The following is a 23,044-nucleotide window of genomic DNA, read 5'->3' as shown; positions in this document are numbered from 1 at the left end:
CCCGGATGCGGCGCGGCGCTCGCCGGTGGTGGCGCCGCCGGCCCGGCGCGCGCCGTCGACGGCCGGGCGCGGGCCGGTCGCGCTGCGCGCCGTGGCGGGCTTGGGTCCGGTCGCCGCGCCGCCGCGGCGGGCCACCGCTTCACCCAGCGACCCCGGCCGTGCTGCCGGGTCGCCGCGGGTGTCTGGTTCGGGCGCTGGATGCGTTGGGTCGCGCCTGCCGCGCCGCCGGGTGCGCCGGTGGGCGGCGCGGGCCGGCCGGGCGCGGGCGCACCCTGCGGCGGCCTGCCCTGGGGTGGCCTGCCCTGCGGCGGGCGGCCACCCTGCGGGGCGGGCCGGGGCGGAACGGCGGCTGCCCGCCACGCGGCGGCGCGCCGTTCGGGCCGGGGCGCGGCGCACCGGGCGGTGGACCGCCCGGCTGGGGCCGGAATCCGGGCGGCGGAGCCTGCCGCGGGGGATACGGGTTCGGATCCGGATGTGAACTTCGCTGAGCACGGCCACCGCGCGGTTCATCGCCGTAGGGGGAAGTCTCGTAAGGCGAATTCACTGACAAGATCTCCATAACTCGTATCGGTCAAGCGTGGTCGGTGCCGTGGTGGGCACCGCGCCGCGGGTGCGCGGGCGCCGCGGGTCACCCGATCGGCAGATGACCAAGCACATCACTCGGCGGCGGTACGCCGGTTGGCCCGGGTACCGGAGCGGCGCCGGGTCGGCGCCGGGGCGTTGCCGAGCACATAGGACTGCACCAGATGATTCCAGCTGCAGGTGCGACACACCTCGACGACGTGGACCGAGAACTCCTCGCGGGTCTCGGCGAGGCGCATGAGCTCCTCGGGTGTGCGAGCCGAGCCTGCCACGGGTCCGAGGCCGTCGCCGTAGACCCAGGACACGAGCGTCAACTGCTCTTTCCGGCAGATCGGACACGTGACCTCGCTCCCCCGCCCGTGGAACTTCGCCGCACGCAGCAGGTATGGATTGGCATCACACACCTCGGCGACGTCCACGCGGCCCGCATAGACGTCGGCCAGCAGCGACCGGCGCCGGAGCGCGTAGTCGACCACCTGCCGCTGAATTCGCACGCCACCCAGAGTAGCGGGGCGCGGCGCCGACCGCGCCGGGCTATGGGGATTGCCCCAGTCTCGCCGGGCCCGCGATCGGGCGCGTTCGCCCAGCTCGCGCTCTACGATGCAGCGTGTGTCCACAACATCGGGGCGCACGCGGGCGCGTGACATCGATCGCGCGAACGCCTCCAGCGTGCTGGACGCCGCGTACGCCGAAGGCCAGCTCGGCGCCGCCGAGTACCACGACCGCACCGCGCGAGCGGCCGCCGCGAAAACCGTCGGTGACCTGGCCGGGTTGCTCGCCGATCTGCAGGTGCCCGCCACGGTCCGCGACCTGGTACCGTCCTCCGCCGCCGCCCCGCGAAAGCCGTTGCGGCGCAGTGCTTCCCCGTCCGGTTATCCCGGTCACACCCGTGCCCGTGCCGACGACCGCCGCCGTGTCCACGCCCAACTCGACCACGCCCGCGCCGAAGGCCAGCTGACCGAGGACGAGCATCAAGCCCGCCGCGACCTGGCCGACGAGGCCCGCACCCTCGGCGACCTGGCCGTCCTGGTCGACGACCTGCGCCTGGCGCCGAGCGCCGAGCCCCGCCCGCCGCGCTCGCGCCGGCGGCACTGGTTCCAGCTCGGCGTGGCGGCCGCCGCCGTGGTGGCCGCGGTGGCGACGGCCACCCTGACCGCGCGGGCGGTGCGGCCCGAACCGCCCGCGCCGGTCGCCGCCCCGGTGGCTCCGGTCGCCGGGCTCGACGGCGTCGCACCGGTGGTGATCGGCACCCCGAACCTGCTCACCGAGACCGGCCTGCGCCAGCTCGTGGCGGACCTGCGCACCCGGTTCGGTGACCCGACCGTCGACGAAATGTCCGTTCACCCCGAGTTGGCCTCGCTGACCAAGGCGGTGCCGGGCCAACCCAACCGAAAGGTCGGCTACTCCTACCGCTGGGGCTTCGCACCGGACGGTGCCCCCGTCACCCGCGAACCCGACACCCCGACCGTCGACCTCACCGCGCTCGACCTGACGGCACTGGCGGCACTGATCGCCGAGGCGCCCGCCACCCTGCGCGTGCCCGACGGCACGACCAGCCACATCGGCGTGGAGATCATGGACAACGACTTCTACGCCGCCTACGGCCTGCCGCGCGGCGCCGTGGCGGTGAGCGTCTACGCGCGCAACGAGGCACGCGAGAGCGGCCATCTCCTCGCGGCGGCCGACGGCAGGATCGCCCGTACCTGGGAATTCGGGAGGTAGGCGATGAGCTCCGCCACGTCCGGCGCACTGCGCGCCGCCGACTCCGACCGCGCCGACGTGTGCGGGATGCTCGACGCCGCGCTGGCCGACGGCCAGCTCACCGCCGCCGAACACACCACCCGCACGTCCGCGGCCATGCGCGCGGTCACCTTCGCCGACCTCGAAACCCTGATCGCCGACCTGCAGCTGCCCGAAGCCCTGGTCGACACCCCGGTCGTGCGCGCGGACCTGCGCCGCCCGCACCGGCTGCGCATGCCGGCCGCGATCGTCGCCGGGGCCGCGGCGCTCGGCGCGGTGGTCGGGCTGGCCGTCGGATGCGCGGGTGGCGGTGCCGAGACCGCGGCGGAGGCCGGCCGGCCTGCCTTCACCACACCGAACGGCCTGGCGCGGTTCATCGCCGACTACCGTGCCCACTTCGGCGACACCTCGGTCGACGAGGTCACCCTGCACCCCGAGCATGTGAGCATCGTCCGGCCCGCCGCCGACAACCCCGCGCAGGAGGACCGCTGGGACTACGACGGCGAGTTCGACCACTCGGTCACCACCTCCCGCGATCCGGACGACCCGACCATCGATCTGGCCGCACTCGACCTGCCCGCGATCGCGGCCGTGCTGGCGGGCAGCACGCGGACCGTCGGGGTGCCCGAGGGCGCCGTCACGCACCTGGGCATCGAGCCCAGCGAGCACGCGGGCATCGCGGGCGGCCTCGAGGTGCAGATCTTCGTCGCCGACGAGCGCGGCGGCCGCGGCGACCTGACCGTCGCCGCCGACGGCGCACCCGTGGCGGTGTTCCCCGCCGGTCGCTGAGCCGGCCCCGGCACGTTTGCGCGCCGCCACCTGTGGTTATCCGTCCCCAGTGGGCCTGACCCTGTGCCTGGTTATATCGCTCCGATATAGTGGGCAGTCGCATCCATCGGTTAGGTCTGCATGACAGTCAGGGGGTGAAGCCCGTGCTCGAATTGGCGATTCTCGGGCTGCTCCTCGAATCGCCCATGCACGGTTACGAGCTGCGCAAGCGGCTGACGGGCCTGCTTGGGGCGTTTCGGGCCTTCTCCTACGGGTCGCTCTATCCCACGCTGCGCCGCATGCAGGCGGACGGACTGATCGCGGAGGAGGTACCGGAGGGCGCGGCCACGCGCCGGGCCCGCCGGGTCTACCAACTGACCGACAAGGGCCGGGAGCGGTTCAACGAACTGCTCGCCGACACCGGCCCGCAGAACTACACCGACGACGGCTTCGGCGTTCATCTCGCTTTCTTCAGCCGCACCCCCGCGGAAGCGCGGATGCGGATCCTGGAAGGCAGGCGGCGCCAAGTCGAGGAGCGCCGAGAGGGGCTCCGGGAAGCGATCAAGAAGGCCAGCGGGTCACTGGATCGCTACACCCGGCAACTCCATCAACTCGGACTCGAATCCAGCGAGCGCGAAGTGCGCTGGCTCAACGAGTTGATTGCGGCGGAGCAATCGACGAAGGCGGCACCACAGAAAGAGGGAAATATCGGCCATGAGTGACATCAACACGGCTGAGAACGCCACCGAAGTGCGCGTGGCCATTGTGGGCGTGGGCAACTGCGCCTCCTCCTTGGTCCAGGGCGTGCAGTACTACAAGGACGCGGACGAGAGCGCGACCGTGCCCGGCCTGATGCACGTCAAGTTCGGCCCCTACCACGTCCGCGACGTCAAGTTCGTCGCCGCGTTCGACGTGGACGCCAAGAAGGTCGGCTTCGACCTGGCCGAGGCGATCTTCGCCAGCGAGAACAACACCATCAAGATCTCCGACGTGCCCCCGACCGACGTGGTCGTGCAGCGCGGCCCGACGCTCGACGGCATCGGCAAGTACTACGCGCAGACCATCGAGGTCTCCGAGGCCGAGCCGGTCGACGTCGTGCAGGCGCTCGTGGACGCGAAGGTCGACGTCCTCGTCTCCTACCTGCCGGTGGGCTCGGAGGAAGCCGACAAGTTCTACGCCCAGTGCGCCATCGACGCGGGCGTCGCGTTCGTCAACGCGCTGCCGGTGTTCATCGCCTCCGACCCGGTGTGGGCCAAGAAGTTCACCGACGCGGGCGTGCCGATCGTCGGCGACGACATCAAGAGCCAGGTCGGCGCCACCATCACCCACCGCGTCATGGCCAAGCTCTTCGAAGACCGCGGCGTGCAGCTCGACCGCACCATGCAGCTCAACGTCGGCGGCAACATGGACTTCAAGAACATGCTCGAGCGCGAGCGGCTGGAGTCGAAGAAGATCTCCAAGACCCAGGCCGTCACCAGCAACCTGAAGAAGGAGCTGGGCGCCAACGACGTGCACATCGGCCCCTCCGACCACGTCGGCTGGCTCGACGACCGCAAGTGGGCCTACGTGCGCCTGGAAGGCCGCGCCTTCGGCGACGTGCCGCTGAACCTGGAGTACAAGCTCGAGGTGTGGGACTCGCCGAACTCGGCGGGCATCATCATCGACGCGGTGCGCGCGGCCAAGATCGCCAAGGACCGCGGCATCGGCGGCCCGGTCATCCCGGCCTCGGCCTACCTGATGAAGTCGCCGCCGCAGCAGCTCGCCGACGACGTCGCCCGCGAACAGCTCGAGGCTTTCATTGTTGGTTAGCCGCTGGCGCGGCGGGTTCGCGGCCCGGTGTGGCTCGCGGGTCCGCTACCGCTGCTTGCCTTCGGCGTGCGCAGCGGCAGCGGACCCGCGAGCCGGCCGCGAACCTCCGAGGCTCGGTCTCGCTTCGCTCGAAATCTGACGTGTTTCGAGTCCGGAGTGTGGTTGGGCATTGTGGCGAAAAGGCCGGTCGGGGTGTGTCCGACCGGCCTTTCGTCTGTCTCTGTTCAGTCCCTGTCGACGTATCAGTCCAAGGAGACGTAGACCTCTACCGAGGTGGGGCCGGTGTAGCGCTCGATCTCGGCGGTGTGGGAGCGGGTGATGACGCCGCTGGCTTCGGCCTTGGCCACCTGGGCCCATGCGGTGCGTAGTAGGTCGTAGGGCTTGTCGGAGACGACGAACTTGGCGTAGCGGCCCTGGGGGATGCGGGTGAGGACGTCGCCCTGGTCCATGTCGGCCAGACCGGCGACCTCGTAGCCGAGCACGGCGACGGCGTGGTCGTTCTGGCCGATGTAGGCCGCCACGCGGGGCACGTTCTTCTCCCTGGCCAGGTAGCGGTCCCAGGTGAAGTTCACCAGATCGAGGTCGCGGGCGGTCACCTCGCGGCCCGCCAGCGGGACGGTCAGCCCGGCCACCAGGCTCTCGTCCAGGGTGACGATCTCGAAATCCACAGTGCGTTCCTACCCGTCGCTCGGTTCGTCGGCCAGCGCCACGAAGACTTCCGCGGTGTGGGCGTCGGGATAGTGCTCCCAGTCCCCGGTGTAGGAGCGGACGAAACGTCCGGCCGCCTCGGCGTCCCACACCGCCCGCCAGATGCTCACGATGGTATCGCCGAGATTGTCACCGCTGGCGATGAAGCGGGCGAAGCGCCCGCCCGGCACCCTGGCCAGCACATCGCCGGGCAGCAGGTCGTCGAGGCTGCGACAGCGATAGCCGACGATGTGGGTCAGATAGGAATTGATCTCCGGGGCGTGGTCGACATACGCGGTGGTCGGCGGGCCGGGCAGCCGGCGCGACAGATTCCGCTTCCACGCCTCCTCCACCTTCGCTCGCCGCGGCCCCTCGACCGCGAGCGCCGGGCTGCGAAGTACTGTGCCCGCCACCAGCGTCTCGGGACGGTCAACGACATTGAAATCCACCGGCGTAGCCCCTAAGTCTCGTCTGTTCCTGCGTCGGCGGCGCGCGCTGCCCGCCCGCGTACCGCTGCCCTCGTCGCTCGATGCGCATATCCTCGCGCATCCGCCCGCACAACGGGCGCCGACCCTGGCTGGATGTTCGCCGCCGTACGCCGCCTCACTCTGGCAAACGATGCTGCCACGTCGCACGTTCCCTCGCGGGGCGCTAGATAACAAGATCGATGCAAGATGGCGGCGTTCGGCATCGGCTCAGCCCGGCACCGGCACGGTCAGGCCGGGGAAGATCTCGATCTGCCTGGGCGGAGGCGGCGGCGCGGGAGCCGGCGCGGGCGCGGGCGGGATCACGATCTGCGGCTCGGGTTCCGGCGCGGGGGTGTTCGGCGCCGGGGGGATCACCACGGCGGGCGCCTGCGGACGGGTGGCCTGCGGCGGGTTGAGGATGTCGTACGGATTACCCGACGGCGGTCCCTGCCGGCCCACCTGCGAGGGCGGTCCCTCGGCGGCGGTGTCGGGTACCGGGAACTGCTCGACCGGCGCGCCCTCGTGCGCGTCGTCCATCATCTGCTTCCAGATGTCCGACGGCAGCCCCGACCCGTAGATGCTGGCACCGCCCGCGGTACGGATCGGCTGGGAGTGCTCGGTGCCGATCCACACCGCGGTGGACAGCGACGGCGTGAAGCCGACCATCCACGCGTCCTTGTTCAGGTCGGTCTCGCCGAGCTGCGTGGTGCCGGTCTTGGCCGCCGACGGGCGTCCGCCCGCCAGTGCGTGCCCGTTGGAGTAGGCCGCGATCGGCATCATCGCCTGAATGGTCTTCTCCGCGATCGGCGCCGGAATGCGCTGTTCGGGCGCCGGTAGTTGCTCGCCGACCGGCCGCTCCGGCACGCCGCGGTCCAGCAGCACCCGGCCGTCGCCGGTCACCACCCGCTGCACGAAATAGGGCCGGTGGTACCAGCCGGAGGCGGCGATGGTGGCGTAGGCCGAGGCCATGTCGATCGGACGCACCAGGTACTGACCGAGCACGATGCCGTTGTAGGGCGGGCCGCCGTCCTCGGTCAGGGTCTTGCCCGCCACGCCCGGGATGTGCTCGGGGATGCCCGCCTGGTGCGCGGCGTCGGCGATGGCCTGCGGGCCGTCCAGCATCGACATGGTGAGCCGGTAGAAGCTGGTGTTGAGGGAGCGCTTGAGCGCCTCGGCGATGGAGCACCGACCGCACGTCTCGTTCTGCACGTTGGTGATGGTGGTGCCGTGGTCGGTGATCGGGGAACTGTCGATCGCACGGGTCAGCGGGATGCTCTGCTGCTGGGCGGCGATCACGGCGAACACCTTGAACGCCGAACCGGTCTGCAACGGCGCCTGCGCGAAGTCGTAGCCGGTGCCGTCCTCGCCGCCGTAGTAGGCGCGCACCGCCCCCGAGCGCGGGTCGACCGAGACGACGGCGGCGCGCAGTTCGGGCGGCTGGCCGGCGAGCCGGTCCCGCACCGCGGTCATCGCGGCCTGCTGAGCGCGCACGTCGATGGTGGTGGTGATCTGCAGCGCGCCGGTGTTCAGTTCGCGTTCGCTGATCCCGGAGTCGCGCAGTTCGCGCAGCACCTGGGTGCGGATCAACCCCTCGGGGCCCCGGGCGGCGCTGGCGTCGGGGAGTTCGGTGATGGGCACGATGTCGGGGAACGCGGTGGCGTCGCGGTCGCCGGGGGCGAGCACGCCCATCTCCACCATGCCGTCGAGGACGTAGCGCCACCGCGCCTTCAGGTCGTCGAGGTGGGTCTCGGGGTCCAGGATCGACGGTGTCCGGATCACCGAGGCCAGCACCGCGCCCTCGGCCAGGGTCAGCTGCGCGGGCGGCTTGGCGAAGTAGGCCTGGGCGGCGGCGTCGATGCCGTAGGCGCCGCGCCCGTAGTAGATGGTGTTGAGGTAGGCGGCCAGGATCTCGTCCTTGGTCCACTGCCGCGCCATCTTCGCCGCGATCACCAGCTCGCGCATCTTGCGGCTGATCGTGCGTTCGGAACCGAGGAAGGCGTTCTTCACATACTGCTGGGTGATGGTCGAACCGCCGCCCGCGTCCTCCTTGCCGAGCAGGTTGTCGCGCGCGGCACGCAGGAACCCGGAGGTCGAGTAGCCGGGATTGGTGTAGAAGTTGCGGTCCTCGGCCGAGAGCACGGCGTCGCGCACGTGCTGGGGAACCTCCGACAGCGGCACCGGCGTGCGGTTGCCCTCCGGCGGCACCACCTTTGCCAGTACGGTCGTGCCGTCTGAGGCGGTGATGGTGGCGATCTGATTGGTCTGCACCGCGGCCGGATCGGGGATCTCGGCGCTCCAATACACCAGCGCCAGCAGCAGGCCGGGCACCGCGACGAAGATCACGAACAGCGCCAGTGCCAGCCGCCGCAACCGCTCGCCCCTGGTCCGGCGCCGCCGCGGTGCCGCGCCCCGATCGCGGTCGGCCGCGGTGTCCTCGGCAGCGCTGTCCGGATCGGCAGCGTCGTCCCGATCGGTGGAGCCCTCGGCGGTGCCGGTCGCGGGGTCCTTCCACCCCGCGATGGACGCGTACGGCGCCGATCCCGGATCGCCCCCGGCGCCGCGCCGCCCCCACCGCCTGCCGAACGCGCCCACGATCATCTCCTTCCGGAGCGTCGGTACCACACGAACAACGACCGAGCCTGAACCTCGACTTTACAGGGTCGGTGTGTCGGTACCGCGGGGCGGCAACGTTCCGGCAACCGCGCGGGTCAGCTCTTGACGCCGCCCGCGGTGAGGCCGGAGATGATGCGGCGCTGGAACAGCAGGACCATGATCACCAGCGGAATGGTGACGATCAGGCCCGCCGCCATGATCGCGGCATAGGGCTGGACCAGCGGGTTGTTGCCGGAGAACCGGGCGATCGCGACCGTCACCGGCTCGGTCCGGCCACCGGACAGCAGCCGGGCGAGCAGGTACTCGTTGACCGCCGCGATGAAGGCCAGGATCGCCGTGGTGAACACCGCGGGCGCGGCCAGCGGCAGCATCACCAGCCGGAACGCCTGCGCCTTGGTGGCGCCGTCGATGCGGGCGGCCTCCTCGAGCTCCCACGGCAGTTCGGCGAAGAACGAGGCCAGGATGTAGACGGTCATCGGCAGCACGAACGAGATGTTCGGGATGATCATCGCCTGGTACTGCCCGATCCAGCCGAGGCTGGTGAACAGCTGGAACAGCGGGGTGACCAGCACGACGACCGGGAACATCGAGGCGCTCAGGATCAGCCCGGCCACCACGTACTTGCCGCGGAAGGCCAGCCGCGCCAGCGCGTAGGCGGCGAACACGCCGATCACCAGCGCGATCACCGTGGTGATCGACCCGATGAGCACGCTGTTCAGCAGTGCCCGCCCGAAGTTGTTGCCCCGGGTGGTGTCGAAGGCGTTGCGGAAGTTCTCCAACGTCACGTGGGTGGGCCACGGCGTGTTGTCGAAGGTGTAGTCCGGATCGCGGAACGCGGTGACCGCCATCCAGTAGAACGGGCCGAGACCCCACACCAGGATGATCAGCGCACCGAGATAGATGCGCGCCCCCGCGAGCCGTTTGGTCCAGGGCACCGGTCGTTTCGTCGTCGCAGTGGCCATCAGTGCGCCTCTCGCTGTGCTTCCTGGGTGCGGACCGCGTTGGCGCCCAGGAACTTCACCAGGACGAAGGCGATCGCGAAGATCAGCAGGAAGGTCAGGGTCGACAACGCCGCCGCGCTGTTGGGGCCCTGGCGGACCTGCTCGACCACCAGGATCGAGATCGTGCGGGTGGACGGGTTGCCCAGCGTCATGATCGCGGGCAGGTCGAACATGCGCAGCGCGTCCATCGTGCGGAACAGGATCGCCACCATCAGGGCGGGCTTGAGCAGCGGCAGGGTGATCTGGGTGAACCGCTGCCAGGCCGAGGCACCGTCGACCTTGGCCGCCTCGTACACGTCGTTCGGGATGACCTGCAGACCCGCCAGGATCAGCAGGGCCATGAACGGGGTGGTCTTCCACACGTCGGCCACGATCACGGCGAACCGTGCCGCCCACGGGTCGGAGGTCCACAGGATGTGGGTGCCGAGCACCCGGTTCACCACGCCGTCGTACTGGAACATGAACTCCCACAACCGCGCCGTGACCGCGGTGGGGATCGCCCACGGGATGAGCACCGCCGCGCGCAGCAGCGAACGACCGGCGAAGGTCTTGCCCATCACCATTGCCATGCCGAGGCCGATGGTGGCTTCCAACGTGACGGTGATGCCGGTGAAGAACAGCGTGATCCCGACAGCCGTCCAGAACTGCGAGCCCAGGTTGCCGGTGGGGCAGGCGATGGTCTCCCCGGTGGGCAGCGTGCACTGCTGCAACACCCAGTGCAGGTAGTTGTCGAATCCGGCGCTGCCGCCCTCGACGAACATGCCGGTGCTCGGGTCGAGCCCGGAGTCCTTCTGGAAGGACATGTACAGCGCGCGGCCGACCGGGTAGCCGATGACGACGGCCAGGGCCACCAGCACGGGAGTGACCAGCAGCCACGCCCGGCCGGACGCCCGCAACTCGGCGAACAGGCCGGTGCGGGCGGGGGGCGCATCGTCTTTCGGCACGCGGGTGGCCGCTGTCGAGGGATCCGACACCGTTATCTCTCTCCTACGGGCTGGTCGGGTCCGTTGCGCGACACCGCTTACGAACCGGCGGTCTCGATGCCCTTCTGCATGCCGATGATCGCGTCGTCGACGGACTTGGCTCCGGTCAGGGCAGCATAAGCGTTGTCCTGGATGGCCTTCGACACCGCCGGGTAGAACGGGGTCACCGGGCGCGGCACCGCGCTGGCGATGGACTCCTTGAGCGCGGGCAGGTACGGCATCTTGGCGATCAGGGCCGGGTCGTCGTACATCGAGGCGCGCACCGAGGGCAGCGCGCCGGAGGCGATGATGTGCTGGGCGTCCTCGCTGATCAGGAAGCGCAGGAAGTCCAGCGCGGTGGCCTTGTGCTTGGAGAAGGCGCTGATGGCGGCGTTGTAGCCGCCCAGGGTGGAGGCGCCGACGCCGTTCTCGCCCGGCAGCGGCGCGACCGCGAACTTGTCCTTCACCAGCGAGGATTCGGCACCGGCGTCACCGAAGGTGGAGGGCCAGGCGCGCAGGAACAGCAGCCTGCCCTGGGTGAAGGCGTTCGCCGATTCCGGTTCCTTGAAGGTGACCGCTTCCTGCGGGATGTCGCCGTTCTTGTACGCGGTGACCAGGGTGTTGAGCCCGGCGCGGGCCTGCGGGCTGTCGACGGTCGGGGTCTTGCCGTCGGAGCCGACGAAGCTGCCGCCGAAGGCGTTGATCACCTCGGAGGTGTTCACCGTCAGGCCCTCGTACGGCGCGAACTGCCCGGCGTAGCAGCCGATGTTGTTCTCCCGGGCGATCCGGCACTGGCCCAGCATCTCGTTCCAGGTCTTCGGCGGCTCGGGGACCAGGTCCTTGCGGTAGAACAGCAGGCCGCCGTTGGTGTTGCGGGGCGCGGCGTAGAGGGTGTTGTTGTAGGTGGCGCTGGCGACCGTCGGGGACAGCAGCGTGGAGGTGTCGATCGCGAAGGAGTCCTTCAGCGGCTGGATCCAGCCCTTGGCGGCGAACTCCGCGGTCCACGGCACGTCGAGGGCGACCACGTCGTAGTCGGACTGCTTGGAGCGCATGTGCTCCACCAGGTCGTCGTACTGCTGGGAGGCGTCGTTGGACTGCTCCTTGAAGGTCACCTGCTCGTCGGGGTGCGAGGCGTTCCAGCGCTCGATGAGCTGCTTGACCACACCGGTCTCGGTGGTGTCCTTGCCCTCGACGTAGGTGATCGGGCCACGGCCCTCGAGGTTCTCGGAGGTGGGGTTCCCGCCGTTGTCGCTGGAGCAGGCGGAGGCGAAGGTGGCCGTCAGCAGCGCGGCCGAGGCGACCGCCAGCGCGGCCCGCGGCACGAGCATGGAACGTAGGGACGACGCCTTTTTCACAGCCATCGCGGACACTCTCCAAGGTTTACGACGTGAGCGGCAGCACACCGTGGGCCGGTGCATCACGCAAGATACATGGTGTCCACGGTCGGCGTCCGATCATGTCGCCTTATTCCCGGGCCGGGCACCGCGGCCGGCCCCGGTTAGGCTGGCGGGTGATGTCTTCGCCGAACCCGGTTCCCGATCGGATGCTCACCCGCATCGGCGGGCTGCTGCGCAAGGCCGAGGCCACCGACAACGAGCACGAGGCCGAGGCGTTCCTGGCCGCCGCCCAGCGCCTGGCCACCCGCTCCTCCATCGACCTGGCGGTGGCTCGCGCGCACGTCGCCGGGCGCGAGCGGCGACCGACGCCGGTCCAGCGGGTGATCCCGATCGGCGAGCCGGGCCGCAAGGGGCTGCGCACCTACGTGCAGCTGTTCGTCGCGATCGCGCACGCCAACGACGTGCGCTGCGATGTCGCCCGCACCTCCACCCAGGTCTATGCCTACGGCTTCGACACCGACATCGACACCTGTGAGGCGCTCTACACCAGCCTGCTGGTGCAGATGGTGCGGGCCAGCGACCACTACATCAAATCCGGTGCCTACCGCGAGGCGACGGTGGAGAAGGTGGTCACCGAGCAGCGATGGGGCCGTACCGTGCGCCGTCGGGTACAGGCGCCCGCCGCGCCGGTGACGGCGCGGCTGAACTTCCAGATGGCCTTCGCCGAGCGGATCGGGCGGCGGCTGGCCGAGGTGAAGTCGGAGGTGGAGGCCGAGGCGGTGGCCGAACCGGCCGCGGCCACCGGGACCGCGCTGGCGTTGCGGAACAAGGAGGTGGAGCTGGTCGACTTCTACACCCGCACCTCCGAGGCCCGCGGCACGTGGCGGGGGCCGCAGGCCTCGGCGGGTCGTTCGGCGGCCGCGCGGCGCGCCGGGGACCGGGCGGGCCGGGCGGCGCGGCTGGGTCCGGCGCCGGAACTGGGCGGTGTCCGCGGACAGTTGGGCCCCGGCGCGGGGGCATGACCGCCAGGGACACCCAACGCGCCCGGGTCTACGACGCCGAGCAGCTGGTGCGCGGAATGTTCGACCGGGCCGACGAATTCGGCCATCGCACCGTCGAGTTCCACGGTTCGCAGCTGACGTTGCCGGTGGAACGGCGGTTCGCCTCGGTGGCATCGGTGCAGGACTACGTCGACCGGGTGCTCGCATTGAACTGGGTACGCGCGCAATGGGATCGGGCCGCCGAGCCGGTGCGGGTGCGGGCGCGCGCCGGGGCCCGGGCCGCCCACTACGAAGCCGTCGGCGCGGTGCTGGCCGTGCCGCTGCACGCGGGCGGGTCGGCGTGGGCGTTGCGGGAGCTGGTGGTGCTGCACGAACTCGCGCACCATCTCGCGCCCGGCCCGGCCGCACCGCACGGTCCCGAGTTCTGTTCGCGCTATGTGGATCTGGTGGACGGCGTCATCGGGCCGGAAGCGGCGCTGGTGCTGCGGTCCGCGATGCTGGGGTGCGGGGTGCGGATCGGCTGACGGGTGGCGCCCGCGCCGCCCCCGCCGATCAGCGCGACTTGAGCAGGGCGCGGACCCGGTGGAAGCGGTTGTGCCACCAGGCCACCCGCTCCCGGTCCGGGTGCCGGTACCGCTCGACCAGCTCCGGGTCCGGGCCGAGCGGGGCACGGGGCACCGGCAGGTACCCGTCGACCGGGCGCAGCGGTGCGGCGACCAGGTCGCCTTCGAACAGCGATGTCGTGCCGAGCCCGCACGCGTGGTCGAGTTCGGGCAGCGCACCGGCCAGCGCCAGCTGCGCACCGAGCCCGATGCTCGTCTCCAGCGCCGAGGACACCACGCACGGCAGCCCGGCGGCCTCGGCCACCGCCAGCGCCCGCCGCACGCCACCCAGGGGCGTGCACTTGATCACCGCGACGTCGGCGGCCCCGGCCACCGCGACGCGTAGCGGGTCCTCGGCGCGCCGGATGGACTCGTCGGCCGCGATGGGCACCTCGACCTGCGCGCGCACCGCCGCCAGCTCCTCGATGGTGCGGCAGGGCTGTTCGACGTATTGCAGACCGCCCGCCGCGCGATCCAGTTCGGCGATGTGGGCGACGGCGGTGTCGACGTCCCACGCGGCATTGGCGTCCACCCGCACCGCGCCGTCGGCGCCGAGCGCGTCCCGCACCGCCGCCACCCGCTCCAGGTCCTCCCGCAACGACCCGGGGTGGTCGGCCACCTTCACCTTGGCTGTGCGGCAGCCGGATTCGGTGACGATCCGGTACGCGCGGGCGGCGTCCACCGCGGGCACGGTGCAGTTGACCGGCACCCGGGTGCGCACCGGCTCGGGCCAGCCGGTGCCGGCCTGCTCGAGCGCCGTGGCCAGCCAGCCCGCCGCCTCCCGGTCGTCGTACTCGGGAAAGGGGCAGAACTCGCCCCATCCCAGCGGGCCGGGCACCAGCATCCCTTCGCGCACCGTGATGCCGCGGAACCGGGTGCGCAGCGGAATCGCGTAGACGATGGGTTCACCGAAGTCGCTCATCGCCGCCAGGATACGGGCGATTCCGCCGCGCCCGAGTTCAGAGCCGTTCGAGGATCATGGCGTTGGCGAGTCCGCCCGCCTCACACATCGTCTGCAGGCCGTAGCGGGCGCCGCGCTCGCGCATGGCGTGCACGAGCGTGGTGGTCAGCCGGGCTCCGGAGGCGCCGAGCGGGTGGCCGAGCGCGATGGCGCCACCGTTGACGTTGACCTTGGCCAGGTCGGCTCCGGTCTCCTGAGCCCAGGCCAGCACCACCGGCGAGAACGCCTCGTTGATCTCGACGAGGTCGATGTCGGCGAGCTGGAGGCCCGCCCGTTGCAACACCTTTCGGGTCGCCGGGATGACGGCGGTGAGCATCAACAGCGGATCGTCACCGGCGACGGCGAAGCTGTGCAGCCGGGCCAGTGGTGTCAGCCCGAGCTGCGCGGCGCGCTCGCCGGTCATGATGAGCACCGCCGCGCTGCCGTCGCTGACCTGGCTGGCCGACGCGGCGGTGATCTGCCAGCCGATCTGCGGGAACCGTTCGGCCATCGCGGGGTCGTAGTAGGCGGGCCGCAGCCCGGCCAGGGTCTCGAGCGTGCTGCCCACCCGGATGCCCTCGTCGGTCTCCAGCCCGGCGAGGGGCGCGAGCTCGGCCGCGAACTGCCCGTTCTTGGTCGCGCGGGCGGCCTTGTCGTGGCTGGACAGGGCGAACTCGTCGAGCTGGGTGCGGGTCAGTCCCCATCTGGCGGCGATGAGCTCGGCGCTGATGCCCTGCGGCACCAGCCCCTCGGGGTACCGCTCGGTGGATGCCACGCCGCCGAGGTCGGCCGAGCCCGCGACGTTGGCGCCCATCGGGATGCGGCCCATCGATTCCACGCCCGCGGCGACCACCACGTCGTAGGCGCCGGCGAGCACCCCCTGCGCCGCGAAGTGAATGGCCTGCTGGCTGCTGCCGCACTGGCGGTCGACGGTGGTGGCGGGCACGGATTCGGGATACCCGGCGGCCAGGGCGGCGCGCCGGGTGATGTTGGCGCCCTGCTCCCCGACCTGGGTGACCACGCCGCCGATGACGTCGTCGATCAGCACCGGGTCGATCCCGCTGCGTCGCACCACCTCGCGCAGGCTGTGCGCGAGCAGGTCGACGGCGTGCACCTGGTGCAGCGCTCCGTTCGGCTTGCCCTTGCCGATCGGCGTGCGAACGGCTTCGACGATGACCGCGTCTCTCATGGGAGGTTCCTTCCGAACCGCGAGCCGGGGCGCCGGTGCCCTGACTCTACTGACGTATAGTCAGGCTAACGCATGGATATAGTCGACTCAAGTCAGAAGTCGGTATGATGTGCGTCATGGCAGCCGTGATGGAAGGACCGCTGGCCGATCTGTCGTCGTGGCGGACCGACGAGTGCTCGATCGCCAAGGCGATGGACCTGGTCGGCACCCGATCGGCGATCCTGATCCTGCGCGAGGCCTACTACGGCACCCGCCGTTTCGACGGTTTCGCCGCGCGCGTCGGCATCACCCCGGCGGCGGCCGCGGCTCAACTGCGCAAACTCACCGAGGCCGGGCTGCTCGCCAAGCACCCCTACCGCGAGGAGGGCAAGCGCACCCGGTACGAGTACGTGCTCACCCCGATGGGCCGTGACCTGCTGCCCGCGGTGCTGGCGCTGATGCAGTGGGGCGATGCCTACCTGCAACCGGGGCCGCCGCCGCTGCGACTGGTCGACGCGGCGACCGGCGACCCCGTGCGCGTGCAGGTGCGCAGCGCGAGCGGCCGGGAGATCGAACTCGACGAACTCGGCGTCCGGGTGAACGAGGAGTACCTGCGCGCTCGCGGGAAGTAGTGAGCCGGGGCGTCCCGGCTCGGCTCAGTTGAGTCGGCGGCCGTCGTCGGCGCCGAAGAAATAGACGTGCTCGGGCGAGGTCGACAGGAACAGCCGCTCGCCCTTGGCGGGCGGGTTGCGCCAGTCCGCGCGCGCCACGATGGTCTCGCCCGCGTCGCCGATGGTCCGCCCGTAGACGTAGGCGTCCGAGCCGAGCTCCTCGACGACCCCGACCTCCATCTCGATCCCCGAGCCGCCGATCTCGAAGTGCTCCGGCCGGATCCCGACCTGTGCCGTGGCGCCCGCCGCGTCGGCCACCGAGCGCGGCACCGGCAGCCGGTATCCGCCGAGCAGCACCGCGCCGTCCTGGATCGGCAGCGTGAACATGTTCATCGCCGGTGAGCCCATGAATCCGGCCACGAAGGCGTTGGCCGGATCGCGGTAGAGATCTCGCGGGCTGGCGCACTGCTGCAACAGGCCGTCCTTCAGCACCGCGACCCGGTCACCCATCGTCATGGCCTCCACCTGATCGTGGGTGACATAGACCGTGGTGGTGCCCAGCCTGCGCTGCAACTGCGCGATCTGGGTGCGCGTCTGCACCCGCAGCTTGGCGTCGAGGTTCGACAGCGGCTCGTCCATCAGGAACACCTGCGGCTGCCGCACGATCGCCCGGCCCATCGCCACCCGCTGCCGCTGCCCGCCGGACAGCGCCTTGGGCTTGCGGTCCAGGTAGGGCTCGAGGTCCAACAGCGCGGCCGCCTCCCGCACCCGCTGCTCCTTCTCCGCCTTACCGACCTTGGCCAGCTTCAGCGCGAAGCCCATGTTCTCGGCCACCGTCATGTGCGGGTAGAGGGCGTAGTTCTGGAACACCATCGCGATGTCGCGATCCTTGGGCTCGGCGTGGGTCACGTCCTTCGCACCGATGAGGATGCGCCCATCGCTCACCTCCTCCAGTCCGGCCAGCATCCGCAGCGAGGTGGACTTGCCACATCCGGACGGGCCGACCAGGACCAGGAACTCGCCGTCGGCGATCTCCAGTTCCAAGCGATCGACGGCGGGCTTGCTCGCCCCCGGGTAGAGCCGGGTGGCGCGCTCGAAGGTAACCGTGGCCACGGCAGATACTTCCCTTCACCGGCAGGAACGTGCCGGACGATCCGAGTACAGGGTGTCGGCAGGACTCTAGACCACGGCGGTCCCGGGCCGCCGATTTGCTCGGTGCGATCAGCGGCCGCCCGGTGTTTGCGGGAGTAGCCTGCGGGTAGGCGGAAATGACCGGACTCGCGAGCAGAGGAGCATTTCGATGACCGATGTCGCGTCGCAGGGCGCTGCCCAGGGAGACGACCGCCGCGTCCTGACCAACAGGCAGGGACATCCTGTCTTCGACAACCAGAACCAGCGCACGGTGGGTGCCCGTGGACCCGCGACTCTGGAGAACTACCAGTTCTTGGAGAAGATCAGCCATTTCGATCGGGAACGCATCCCCGAGCGTGTCGTGCACGCCCGCGGGGCCGTCGCCTACGGCTATTTCGAGGCGACCGGCAAGTGGGGTGACGAACCGATCGAGAATTACACCCGCGCAAAGATTTTCGCCGAAGCCGGCAAACGCACCGACCTCGCGATCCGTTTCTCCACCGTCATCGGCGGTCGGGATTCCTCGGAGGCCGCCCGCGACCCGCGCGGCTTCGCGATCAAGTTCTACACCGAGGACGGCAACTGGGATCTGGTCGGCAACAATCTCGGCGTGTTCTTCATCCGGGACGCGATCAAGTTCCCCGATGTCATCCACGCGCTCAAGCCCGACCCGGTGACCTTCCGGCAGGAGCCCGCGCGCATCTTCGACTTCATGTCGCAGACGCCCGAGGCCATGCACATGCTGGTCAACCTGTTCAGCCCGCGCGGCATCCCGGCGAACTACCGCACCCAGCAGGGCTTCGGCGTGAACACCTACAAGTGGGTCAACGCCGAGGGCGTCACCCACCTGGTGAAGTACCACTGGATCCCGAAGGCGGGCGTGAAGAGCCTCACCGAGGCCGACGCCGCCGCCATCCAGGCCCAGGATCTCGGGCACGCGAGCAAGGATCTGTACGAGCACATCGAGGCCGGCGACTATCCCGAATGGGAGTTGCGGGTGCAGATCATGAGCGACGACGAGCATCCGGAGCTGAATTTCGATCCGCTCGACGACACCAAGGTCTGGCCGGAAAACGAGTTCCCGCCGAAACCGGTCGGCAAGATGGTGCTCAACCGGAACGTGAGCAATCACTTCCTGGAGAACGAGCAGATCTCCTTCGGCACCGGCGTGCTGGTCGACGGACTGGATTTCTCCGACGACAAGATGCTGGTCGGCCGCACGTTCTCGTATTCGGACACCCAGCGCTACCGCGTCGGCCCGAACTATTTGCAGCTGCCGGTGAACCAGGCCAAGAACGCGCACGTGGCCACCAATCAGCAGGGCGGGCCGATGGCCTACGGCATCGACGATGTCGGCGAGAACCCGCACGTCAACTACGAACCGTCGATCACCGGTGGTTTGCGGGAAGCCCAATATCCGACCCACGACGAACAGGGCCCGGAGATCAGGGGCAGGCTCACCCGCAAGCGCATCCCGCGCACCAACGACTACGAGCAGGCCGGCCAGCGCTACCAGCTCATGGAGCAGTGGGAGAAGGACGACCTGGTGACCAACCTGGTCGCCAACATCGGCCAGGCCACCCGCGAGGTGCAGGAGCGCATGGTGTGGCACTTCTACATGTGCGACGACGAGCTGGGCGAACGCGTCGGCCAGGGGCTCGGCATCAGCGCCGACGACGTGCGCGGACTGCCCCCGCTGCAGAGCCAGACGCTGTCCGACGAGGAATTGCAGCGCGCGGCCAACCTGGGCAAGAACGGCCCGCGCGACGTCGAGGGATTGCAGATGACCCACTGCGTCCCCGACGAACGCGAAGTGCACGCCGCCGCGTGATGGTGTGATCTCCGGTGGGGCGGGCGCGGGCCCGCCCCACCGTCGTCTGCCGGTACCCCGCCACGAGAGGACAGCCATGAGCCGACCGGTTCGGATCGGAGTTCAGCTCCAGCCCCAGCACGCCCCCGACTACGGCCGCATCCGCGACGCGGTGCTGCGCGCCGAGGACGCGGGCGTGGACATCGTCTTCAACTGGGACCACTTCTACCCGCTCACCGGCGACCCCGACGGCGCGCACTTCGAATGCTGGACCATGCTCGGTGCGTTCGCCGAGCAGACCGAACGGGTCGAGATCGGCGCGCTCGTCACCGGTGGCGGCTACCGCAACCCCGACCTGCTGGCCGACATGGCCCGCACCGTCGACCACATCAGCGGCGGCAGGCTGATCCTCGGCATCGGCGGCGGCTGGTTCCAGAAGGACTACACCGAGTACGGCTACGAATTCGGCACCCCGGGGACCCGGCTGAACCTGCTGAAACAGAACATGGAGCGGATCACCGCCCGCCTGCGGGCACTGAACCCCGCTCCCCTGCGCGACATCCCGATCCTCATCGGCGGCGGCGGCGAACGCAAAACCCTGCGCCTGGTCGCCGAATACGCCGACATCTGGCACAGCTTCTCCGATCTGGACACCCTCGCCCGCAAGAACAAGATCCTCGCCGACCACGCCGCGGCAGCAGGCACCGACGCCGCCCGCATCGAACGCTCGGTCCAATGGCCCGGCCTCGACCAGGCCCCCGCCTACCTCGCCGCGGGCGTCAGCCTGTTCACCATCGGCACCAGCGGACCGGACTACGACCTGTCCGAGGTCGACACCGCCCTGCGCTGGCGCGACGAGGTGAATCCCCCGGACGTCAGCGGCGCGGCCTGAATCGCAACCGACGCGGCGGCTCCGCCGCGGCTGACCGTGGACCGACCCCGCCCGCGGGCTCGACCGCCGACTCAGGTGAGGAAGGTGGCGAAGGCCGACCAGAGGAGGGGGGAACGGTCGACCGCGCCGGTGGCCCGCCAGGCGTCCAATTGGCCACGCTGCCAGGCGAGTTGGATCGCCAGCGGGTCGTCGTGGTCGTGGGCGACGTCGAGTTCGCGGATGGCGGACTGGAGGGGGGTGGCGGTCGAGCCGGCGAGGCGCTGGACGGCGAGGTCGGTGGGCAGCGGCCAGCGGGTGGCGGTGACGAGTTCGGCGCCGCCGTGGAGCATGGCGGCGACGAGGCCGAGTGCCTCGGTGAAGCGCAGGTCACCGCCGCTTTCGCAGGCGATGAGGGCGACCCGGCTCGGGATCGGCCAGAGGTCGTGGCCGGCCACCGGGTCGGCGGTGAGGGTGTGCGTGCCGAGCAGGAGATCCTTGGCGGAGAGGGGGCGGTGGGTGCGTTGCGGGTCGGCGAAGCCGACGGTCTCGGCGGTGCAGGCCAGGTGGAGTTCGGCGGTCTCGCTCTGCCCTGATCCGGGGCGCGCCGAGGTGACATGGCCGACGTAGACGAGGCGAGAAGCACCTTCCCGCAACGTCGTCGACAACCAGGTGCGGTCGAGATCGGTGCGGCGGAACAGGTCGTAGGGCTCGTCGACGGCCGGGCGGAGGCGGCCGCGTCGGAGGTGTTCGGTCATGCAGGCCGTCAACGGCGTCGGCGTGGTCATGCGGCCGAGCACCGAGCCGAGGGCGGAGTCGGCGCGGAAGCCGGGGACGCGGGGGTCGAGGATCGCGACGACGGGAAGGTCGCGGTCGGTGGCCCAGCGCCGGGGCGTGCGGCCGGGGGCCTGCACGATGCCCGCGGGGGCGAGCAGGCTGAGGTCGGCGATGTCGAGCAGGCGCAGGTCGGGGTCGGGCGCGAGGATTTCCCACGGCACCTGGGCGACGCGCGGGGAGGGCTGGATCCGGATATGGGGGCGGATCGCGCGGGTGTGCAGGTCGTGGAGGTCGACGGCCAGACCGTGCGGGAGCAAGGCGCGGGAAAGATGCTGCGCCAGAGCGGCTTCGCGAGCCGGATCGGCCAGCGCGCCGGTGGTCAGGCTGCGTTCCAGTGCGCCGGGGGCGGCGGGGTCCGGCAGTGCCCCGGCCAGCGCGCGCACGGCGGCGTCGACCGCCGCGGCCGGTATGGCCGCCGCGCCTCGGCGCGCCGGGTCGTGCGCCCATCGCCAGGAGACGTAGAGGTCACCGGCGTCGGCCATCTTGACCAGCACCGTGGGTCGCTGATCGGGCATGGCAGGTCGCGGGATCGCCGCCGCCGCGTTCGGCGATGTCATGCCCGCACCACCTGCCCGGCTCGAACGGAACGGCCGTACTTCTGTTCGGCGACGGCGATGTAGTCGGCCAGGGCGATGTGGCCGTCGGGGAGGACCACGCGCGGAGGCGGGCCGACGGGCAGGCCGGCGGCCGCCGCGACATGGGCCAGGGCGGCCCCGAGCGCGAACGCGGGACCCGCGCTGTCGGTCGGTTCGGCGGGTGGTTCCAGCGGGGTCAGCGGGAGATCCGGCCGGTCCGCCTGCTCGGTGCGTGACAGGTCGAGTGTTGTTCCGGCGCAGCGCGTTTCGATGAGGTCGGTGACCAGTTCCCCGTCCCCGCAGAGGTGGGCGAAGCGGAAGGCCAGGCGCATGGCCGGGTCGGCGATCTCGCGGTTCCACTGTTCACGGTGGCTGCCGTTGGCGAAGGTGTAGCGGACGGCGTCGATCGCGATGGCGGCGGGGACGGCGAGTGCGCGGCCCTCGGCCAGCAGTTCCGGGGGCGGCTCGGCCATGCTGTCGACGACCGACTCGAGCAGGGCGGCGTGCCAGTAGTCCAGTTGCGCGCAGTGCAGGCCGAGGCCGTGCTCGGCGTAGGTGCGGTAGGCGGCGTCGAGCAGGTCCCGGCCTTCGGCGAGGTCGGCGCGGGCGTAGGCGAGGGTGGCCAGGCGGGTGCGGACGGCCGCCAGATCGAGGACGGCGCCGGAGGAAGCGAAGTAGTCGAGCGCGCGGCGGTAGCGGTGTTCGGCCTCGGCCGACTCGCCCCGGCGTTCGGCGAGGAAACCGGAGGTCTTGAGCCCGACACCGGCGCGGTAGGCGAGGCCGCCGCGTTCGAAATACGCCTGCGCGGCCGAGAGCGGGCCCTCGGCTTCGTCGAGACGATCCATGCGCAGCAGCAGGACGGCCAGATTCTGCTGGGTCTCGGCGACGGCATTGGCATCGCCCGCCGCCTCGAACGCCGCCAGTGCCTGCTGCGCGAAATCGACCCCGAGGTCGCGGCGTCCGGTCTCGAAGTAGGCGCCCGCCAGGTTCATCAGCGGATGGCCGCTCAGCGCGGGGGCGAACCGCACCGCCACGTCCAAGGATTCGGTGGCGAGCTCGATCACGCGCGACCACTGCGAGCGGTGGAAGGCGACGGCGGTGAGCGAGAGCAGGCAGGCCACGCGCAGGGTGCCGAGGCTGTCGTCGCCGGCGACCAGCGCCCGGGCTTGCGTCAACGCCGACTCGGCCTCGTCCAACGCGCCGAGATGCTGGAGCGCCTGCGAGTAGTTCACCAGCGCCGACGCCCGCTTCTCCGTGGCATCGGCCGGTATCTCGGCGAGTGCGGCGCGGTAGCGGTCGGCCGAACCCCGGTGGTCGCCGAGTTCGTCGGACATGGCGGCGGCGTTGATCAACGCGCTCACCCGCACCCCGTCCGCGCCGACGCGTACCGCTTCCTCGAAGATCCGTAGCGCCTCGGCGGCATCGCCGCGCTGGTACGCCGCGGCGCCCGCGTGCAGGAGGTCGAGGCCGACCGGCTCGGTATCGCTCATCGCGCCGCCCCCGCGGTGCGGGCCGTTCGCGCGGGGGCGCTCGCG

The 23,044-nt window shown here is 70.8% G+C and carries 21 protein-coding genes; 9 read left to right on the top strand and 12 right to left on the bottom strand.

All coding sequences use genetic code 11. The features are described from left to right. Positions 1 to 656: 656 nt before the first annotated feature. Positions 657 to 1,076 (bottom strand): DUF5318 domain-containing protein, encoded by a 420-nt coding sequence (locus CRM89_RS21645; protein WP_157838464.1) that lies wholly within the window; start codon positions 1,074 to 1,076, stop codon positions 657 to 659. A 115-nt stretch (positions 1,077 to 1,191) separates the two neighbouring features. On the opposite strand from CRM89_RS21645, the gene CRM89_RS21640 reads away from it, so the two are divergent. The 4 genes from CRM89_RS21640 (at position 1,192) to CRM89_RS21625 (ending at position 4,899) form a co-directional block, all read left to right on the top strand. Beyond that, positions 1,192 to 2,304 (top strand): DUF1707 domain-containing protein, encoded by a 1,113-nt coding sequence (locus CRM89_RS21640; protein WP_371392014.1) that lies wholly within the window; start codon positions 1,192 to 1,194, stop codon positions 2,302 to 2,304. 3 nt (positions 2,305 to 2,307) lie between these two features. Beyond that, a complete protein-coding gene (locus CRM89_RS21635; RefSeq protein WP_098085916.1) occupies positions 2,308 to 3,111 on the top strand; it encodes a DUF1707 domain-containing protein in 804 nt (267 codons plus the stop codon). A 143-nt stretch (positions 3,112 to 3,254) separates the two neighbouring features. Continuing rightward, positions 3,255 to 3,812 (top strand): PadR family transcriptional regulator, encoded by a 558-nt coding sequence (locus tag CRM89_RS21630; RefSeq protein WP_011212087.1) that lies wholly within the window; start codon positions 3,255 to 3,257, stop codon positions 3,810 to 3,812. Next, positions 3,805 to 4,899 (top strand): inositol-3-phosphate synthase, encoded by a 1,095-nt coding sequence (locus CRM89_RS21625; protein ID WP_011212086.1) that lies wholly within the window; start codon positions 3,805 to 3,807, stop codon positions 4,897 to 4,899. Before CRM89_RS21630 ends, CRM89_RS21625 begins: the two co-directional genes overlap by 8 nt. Positions 4,900 to 5,141: 242 nt before the next feature. Here the strand turns inward: CRM89_RS21625 and CRM89_RS21620 are convergent, their stop codons facing one another. The 6 genes from CRM89_RS21620 to CRM89_RS21595 all read right to left on the bottom strand — a co-directional run bounded on the left by CRM89_RS21620 (position 5,142) and on the right by CRM89_RS21595 (position 11,990). Beyond that, positions 5,142 to 5,567: a GyrI-like domain-containing protein gene (locus CRM89_RS21620; RefSeq protein WP_011212085.1), complete on the bottom strand. Its 426-nt coding sequence runs from the start codon at positions 5,565 to 5,567 to the stop codon at positions 5,142 to 5,144. Between the two features lie 9 nt (positions 5,568 to 5,576). Then, entirely contained in the window at positions 5,577 to 6,035 is a 459-nt protein-coding gene (locus CRM89_RS21615) for a GyrI-like domain-containing protein (protein WP_011212084.1), read from the bottom strand. Positions 6,036 to 6,281: 246 nt separating this feature from the next. Next, positions 6,282 to 8,651 (bottom strand): transglycosylase domain-containing protein, encoded by a 2,370-nt coding sequence (locus CRM89_RS21610; protein ID WP_011212083.1) that lies wholly within the window; start codon positions 8,649 to 8,651, stop codon positions 6,282 to 6,284. Positions 8,652 to 8,761: 110 nt separating this feature from the next. Beyond that, positions 8,762 to 9,628, bottom strand: coding sequence for a carbohydrate ABC transporter permease (locus CRM89_RS21605; protein ID WP_011212082.1), 867 nt, complete (start codon positions 9,626 to 9,628; stop codon positions 8,762 to 8,764). After that, entirely contained in the window at positions 9,628 to 10,611 is a 984-nt protein-coding gene (locus CRM89_RS21600) for a carbohydrate ABC transporter permease (RefSeq protein ID WP_172964634.1), read from the bottom strand. Before CRM89_RS21600 ends, CRM89_RS21605 begins: the two co-directional genes overlap by 1 nt. Positions 10,612 to 10,688: 77 nt before the next feature. Continuing rightward, a complete protein-coding gene (locus tag CRM89_RS21595) occupies positions 10,689 to 11,990 on the bottom strand; it encodes an ABC transporter substrate-binding protein (RefSeq protein WP_011212080.1) in 1,302 nt (433 codons plus the stop codon). Between the two features lie 152 nt (positions 11,991 to 12,142). On the opposite strand from CRM89_RS21595, the gene CRM89_RS21590 reads away from it, so the two are divergent. Next, positions 12,143 to 12,988 carry a DUF2786 domain-containing protein gene (locus CRM89_RS21590; RefSeq protein ID WP_098085913.1) on the top strand — a complete coding sequence of 282 codons (846 nt, stop codon included), beginning with the start codon at positions 12,143 to 12,145 and terminating at the stop codon, positions 12,986 to 12,988. After that, complete coding sequence (locus CRM89_RS21585) at positions 12,985 to 13,491, top strand: TIGR04338 family metallohydrolase (RefSeq protein ID WP_098085910.1); 507 nt, start codon at positions 12,985 to 12,987, stop codon at positions 13,489 to 13,491. Before CRM89_RS21590 ends, CRM89_RS21585 begins: the two co-directional genes overlap by 4 nt. 28 nt (positions 13,492 to 13,519) lie before the next feature. On the opposite strand, the gene CRM89_RS21580 is transcribed toward CRM89_RS21585, so the two are convergent. Both CRM89_RS21580 and CRM89_RS21575 read right to left on the bottom strand, forming a co-directional pair. Then, positions 13,520 to 14,491, bottom strand: coding sequence for an o-succinylbenzoate synthase (locus CRM89_RS21580; RefSeq protein WP_098085908.1), 972 nt, complete (start codon positions 14,489 to 14,491; stop codon positions 13,520 to 13,522). A 37-nt stretch (positions 14,492 to 14,528) separates the two neighbouring features. Continuing rightward, on the bottom strand, positions 14,529 to 15,698 hold the full coding sequence (locus tag CRM89_RS21575) for a thiolase family protein (RefSeq protein ID WP_098085906.1): 1,170 nt from the start codon (positions 15,696 to 15,698) through the stop codon (positions 14,529 to 14,531). Between the two features lie 104 nt (positions 15,699 to 15,802). Between CRM89_RS21575 and CRM89_RS21570 the strand changes: the two genes are divergently transcribed. Further along, positions 15,803 to 16,309: a helix-turn-helix domain-containing protein gene (locus CRM89_RS21570; protein WP_172964554.1), complete on the top strand. Its 507-nt coding sequence runs from the start codon at positions 15,803 to 15,805 to the stop codon at positions 16,307 to 16,309. A gap of 24 nt (positions 16,310 to 16,333) precedes the next feature. Here the strand turns inward: CRM89_RS21570 and CRM89_RS21565 are convergent, their stop codons facing one another. Beyond that, entirely contained in the window at positions 16,334 to 17,401 is a 1,068-nt protein-coding gene (locus CRM89_RS21565; protein ID WP_011212074.1) for an ABC transporter ATP-binding protein, read from the bottom strand. Positions 17,402 to 17,588: 187 nt separating this feature from the next. Here CRM89_RS21565 and CRM89_RS21560 point away from each other — a divergent pair, with 187 nt between their 5' ends. Together CRM89_RS21560 and CRM89_RS21555 are read left to right on the top strand one after the other, a co-directional pair. After that, entirely contained in the window at positions 17,589 to 19,250 is a 1,662-nt protein-coding gene (locus CRM89_RS21560; protein WP_011212073.1) for a catalase, read from the top strand. A gap of 76 nt (positions 19,251 to 19,326) precedes the next feature. After that, complete coding sequence (locus tag CRM89_RS21555; RefSeq protein WP_011212072.1) at positions 19,327 to 20,121, top strand: LLM class F420-dependent oxidoreductase; 795 nt, start codon at positions 19,327 to 19,329, stop codon at positions 20,119 to 20,121. A gap of 71 nt (positions 20,122 to 20,192) precedes the next feature. Here CRM89_RS21555 and CRM89_RS21550 read toward each other — a convergent pair whose 3' ends face one another. After that, complete coding sequence (locus CRM89_RS21550; RefSeq protein ID WP_098085903.1) at positions 20,193 to 21,491, bottom strand: CHAT domain-containing protein; 1,299 nt, start codon at positions 21,489 to 21,491, stop codon at positions 20,193 to 20,195. Beyond that, the gene (locus tag CRM89_RS21545; RefSeq protein WP_098085900.1) at positions 21,488 to 22,999 is read right to left on the bottom strand and encodes a tetratricopeptide repeat protein; all 1,512 of its coding nucleotides are present in this window, start codon (positions 22,997 to 22,999) and stop codon (positions 21,488 to 21,490) included. The genes CRM89_RS21550 and CRM89_RS21545 overlap by 4 nt, the downstream gene beginning before the upstream one ends. Positions 23,000 to 23,044: the final 45 nt, after the last annotated feature.

It is taken from the genome of Nocardia sp. FDAARGOS_372 (assembly GCF_002554515.1).
GTDB lineage: Bacteria > Actinomycetota > Actinomycetes > Mycobacteriales > Mycobacteriaceae > Nocardia > Nocardia farcinica.
This window is presented reverse-complemented; position numbering and strand designations above follow the sequence as displayed.

What these genes read in the sequence shown, in the direction of transcription:
- CRM89_RS21635 (WP_098085916.1), top strand. Translation starts at nt 2,308, where the DNA reads ATGAGCTCCGCCACGTCCGGCGCACTGCGCGCCGCCGACTCCGACCGC.
- CRM89_RS21625 (WP_011212086.1), top strand. Translation starts at nt 3,805, where the DNA reads ATGAGTGACATCAACACGGCTGAGAACGCCACCGAAGTGCGCGTGGCC.
- CRM89_RS21610 (WP_011212083.1), bottom strand. Translation starts at nt 8,651, where the DNA reads ATGATCGTGGGCGCGTTCGGCAGGCGGTGGGGGCGGCGCGGCGCCGGG.
- CRM89_RS21605 (WP_011212082.1), bottom strand. Translation starts at nt 9,628, where the DNA reads ATGGCCACTGCGACGACGAAACGACCGGTGCCCTGGACCAAACGGCTC.
- CRM89_RS21595 (WP_011212080.1), bottom strand. Translation starts at nt 11,990, where the DNA reads ATGGCTGTGAAAAAGGCGTCGTCCCTACGTTCCATGCTCGTGCCGCGG.
- CRM89_RS21590 (WP_098085913.1), top strand. Translation starts at nt 12,143, where the DNA reads ATGTCTTCGCCGAACCCGGTTCCCGATCGGATGCTCACCCGCATCGGC.
- CRM89_RS21585 (WP_098085910.1), top strand. Translation starts at nt 12,985, where the DNA reads ATGACCGCCAGGGACACCCAACGCGCCCGGGTCTACGACGCCGAGCAG.
- CRM89_RS21580 (WP_098085908.1), bottom strand. Translation starts at nt 14,491, where the DNA reads ATGAGCGACTTCGGTGAACCCATCGTCTACGCGATTCCGCTGCGCACC.
- CRM89_RS21575 (WP_098085906.1), bottom strand. Translation starts at nt 15,698, where the DNA reads ATGAGAGACGCGGTCATCGTCGAAGCCGTTCGCACGCCGATCGGCAAG.
- CRM89_RS21570 (WP_172964554.1), top strand. Translation starts at nt 15,803, where the DNA reads ATGATGTGCGTCATGGCAGCCGTGATGGAAGGACCGCTGGCCGATCTG.
- CRM89_RS21560 (WP_011212073.1), top strand. Translation starts at nt 17,589, where the DNA reads ATGACCGATGTCGCGTCGCAGGGCGCTGCCCAGGGAGACGACCGCCGC.
- CRM89_RS21555 (WP_011212072.1), top strand. Translation starts at nt 19,327, where the DNA reads ATGAGCCGACCGGTTCGGATCGGAGTTCAGCTCCAGCCCCAGCACGCC.
- CRM89_RS21550 (WP_098085903.1), bottom strand. Translation starts at nt 21,491, where the DNA reads ATGACATCGCCGAACGCGGCGGCGGCGATCCCGCGACCTGCCATGCCC.
- CRM89_RS21545 (WP_098085900.1), bottom strand. Translation starts at nt 22,999, where the DNA reads ATGAGCGATACCGAGCCGGTCGGCCTCGACCTCCTGCACGCGGGCGCC.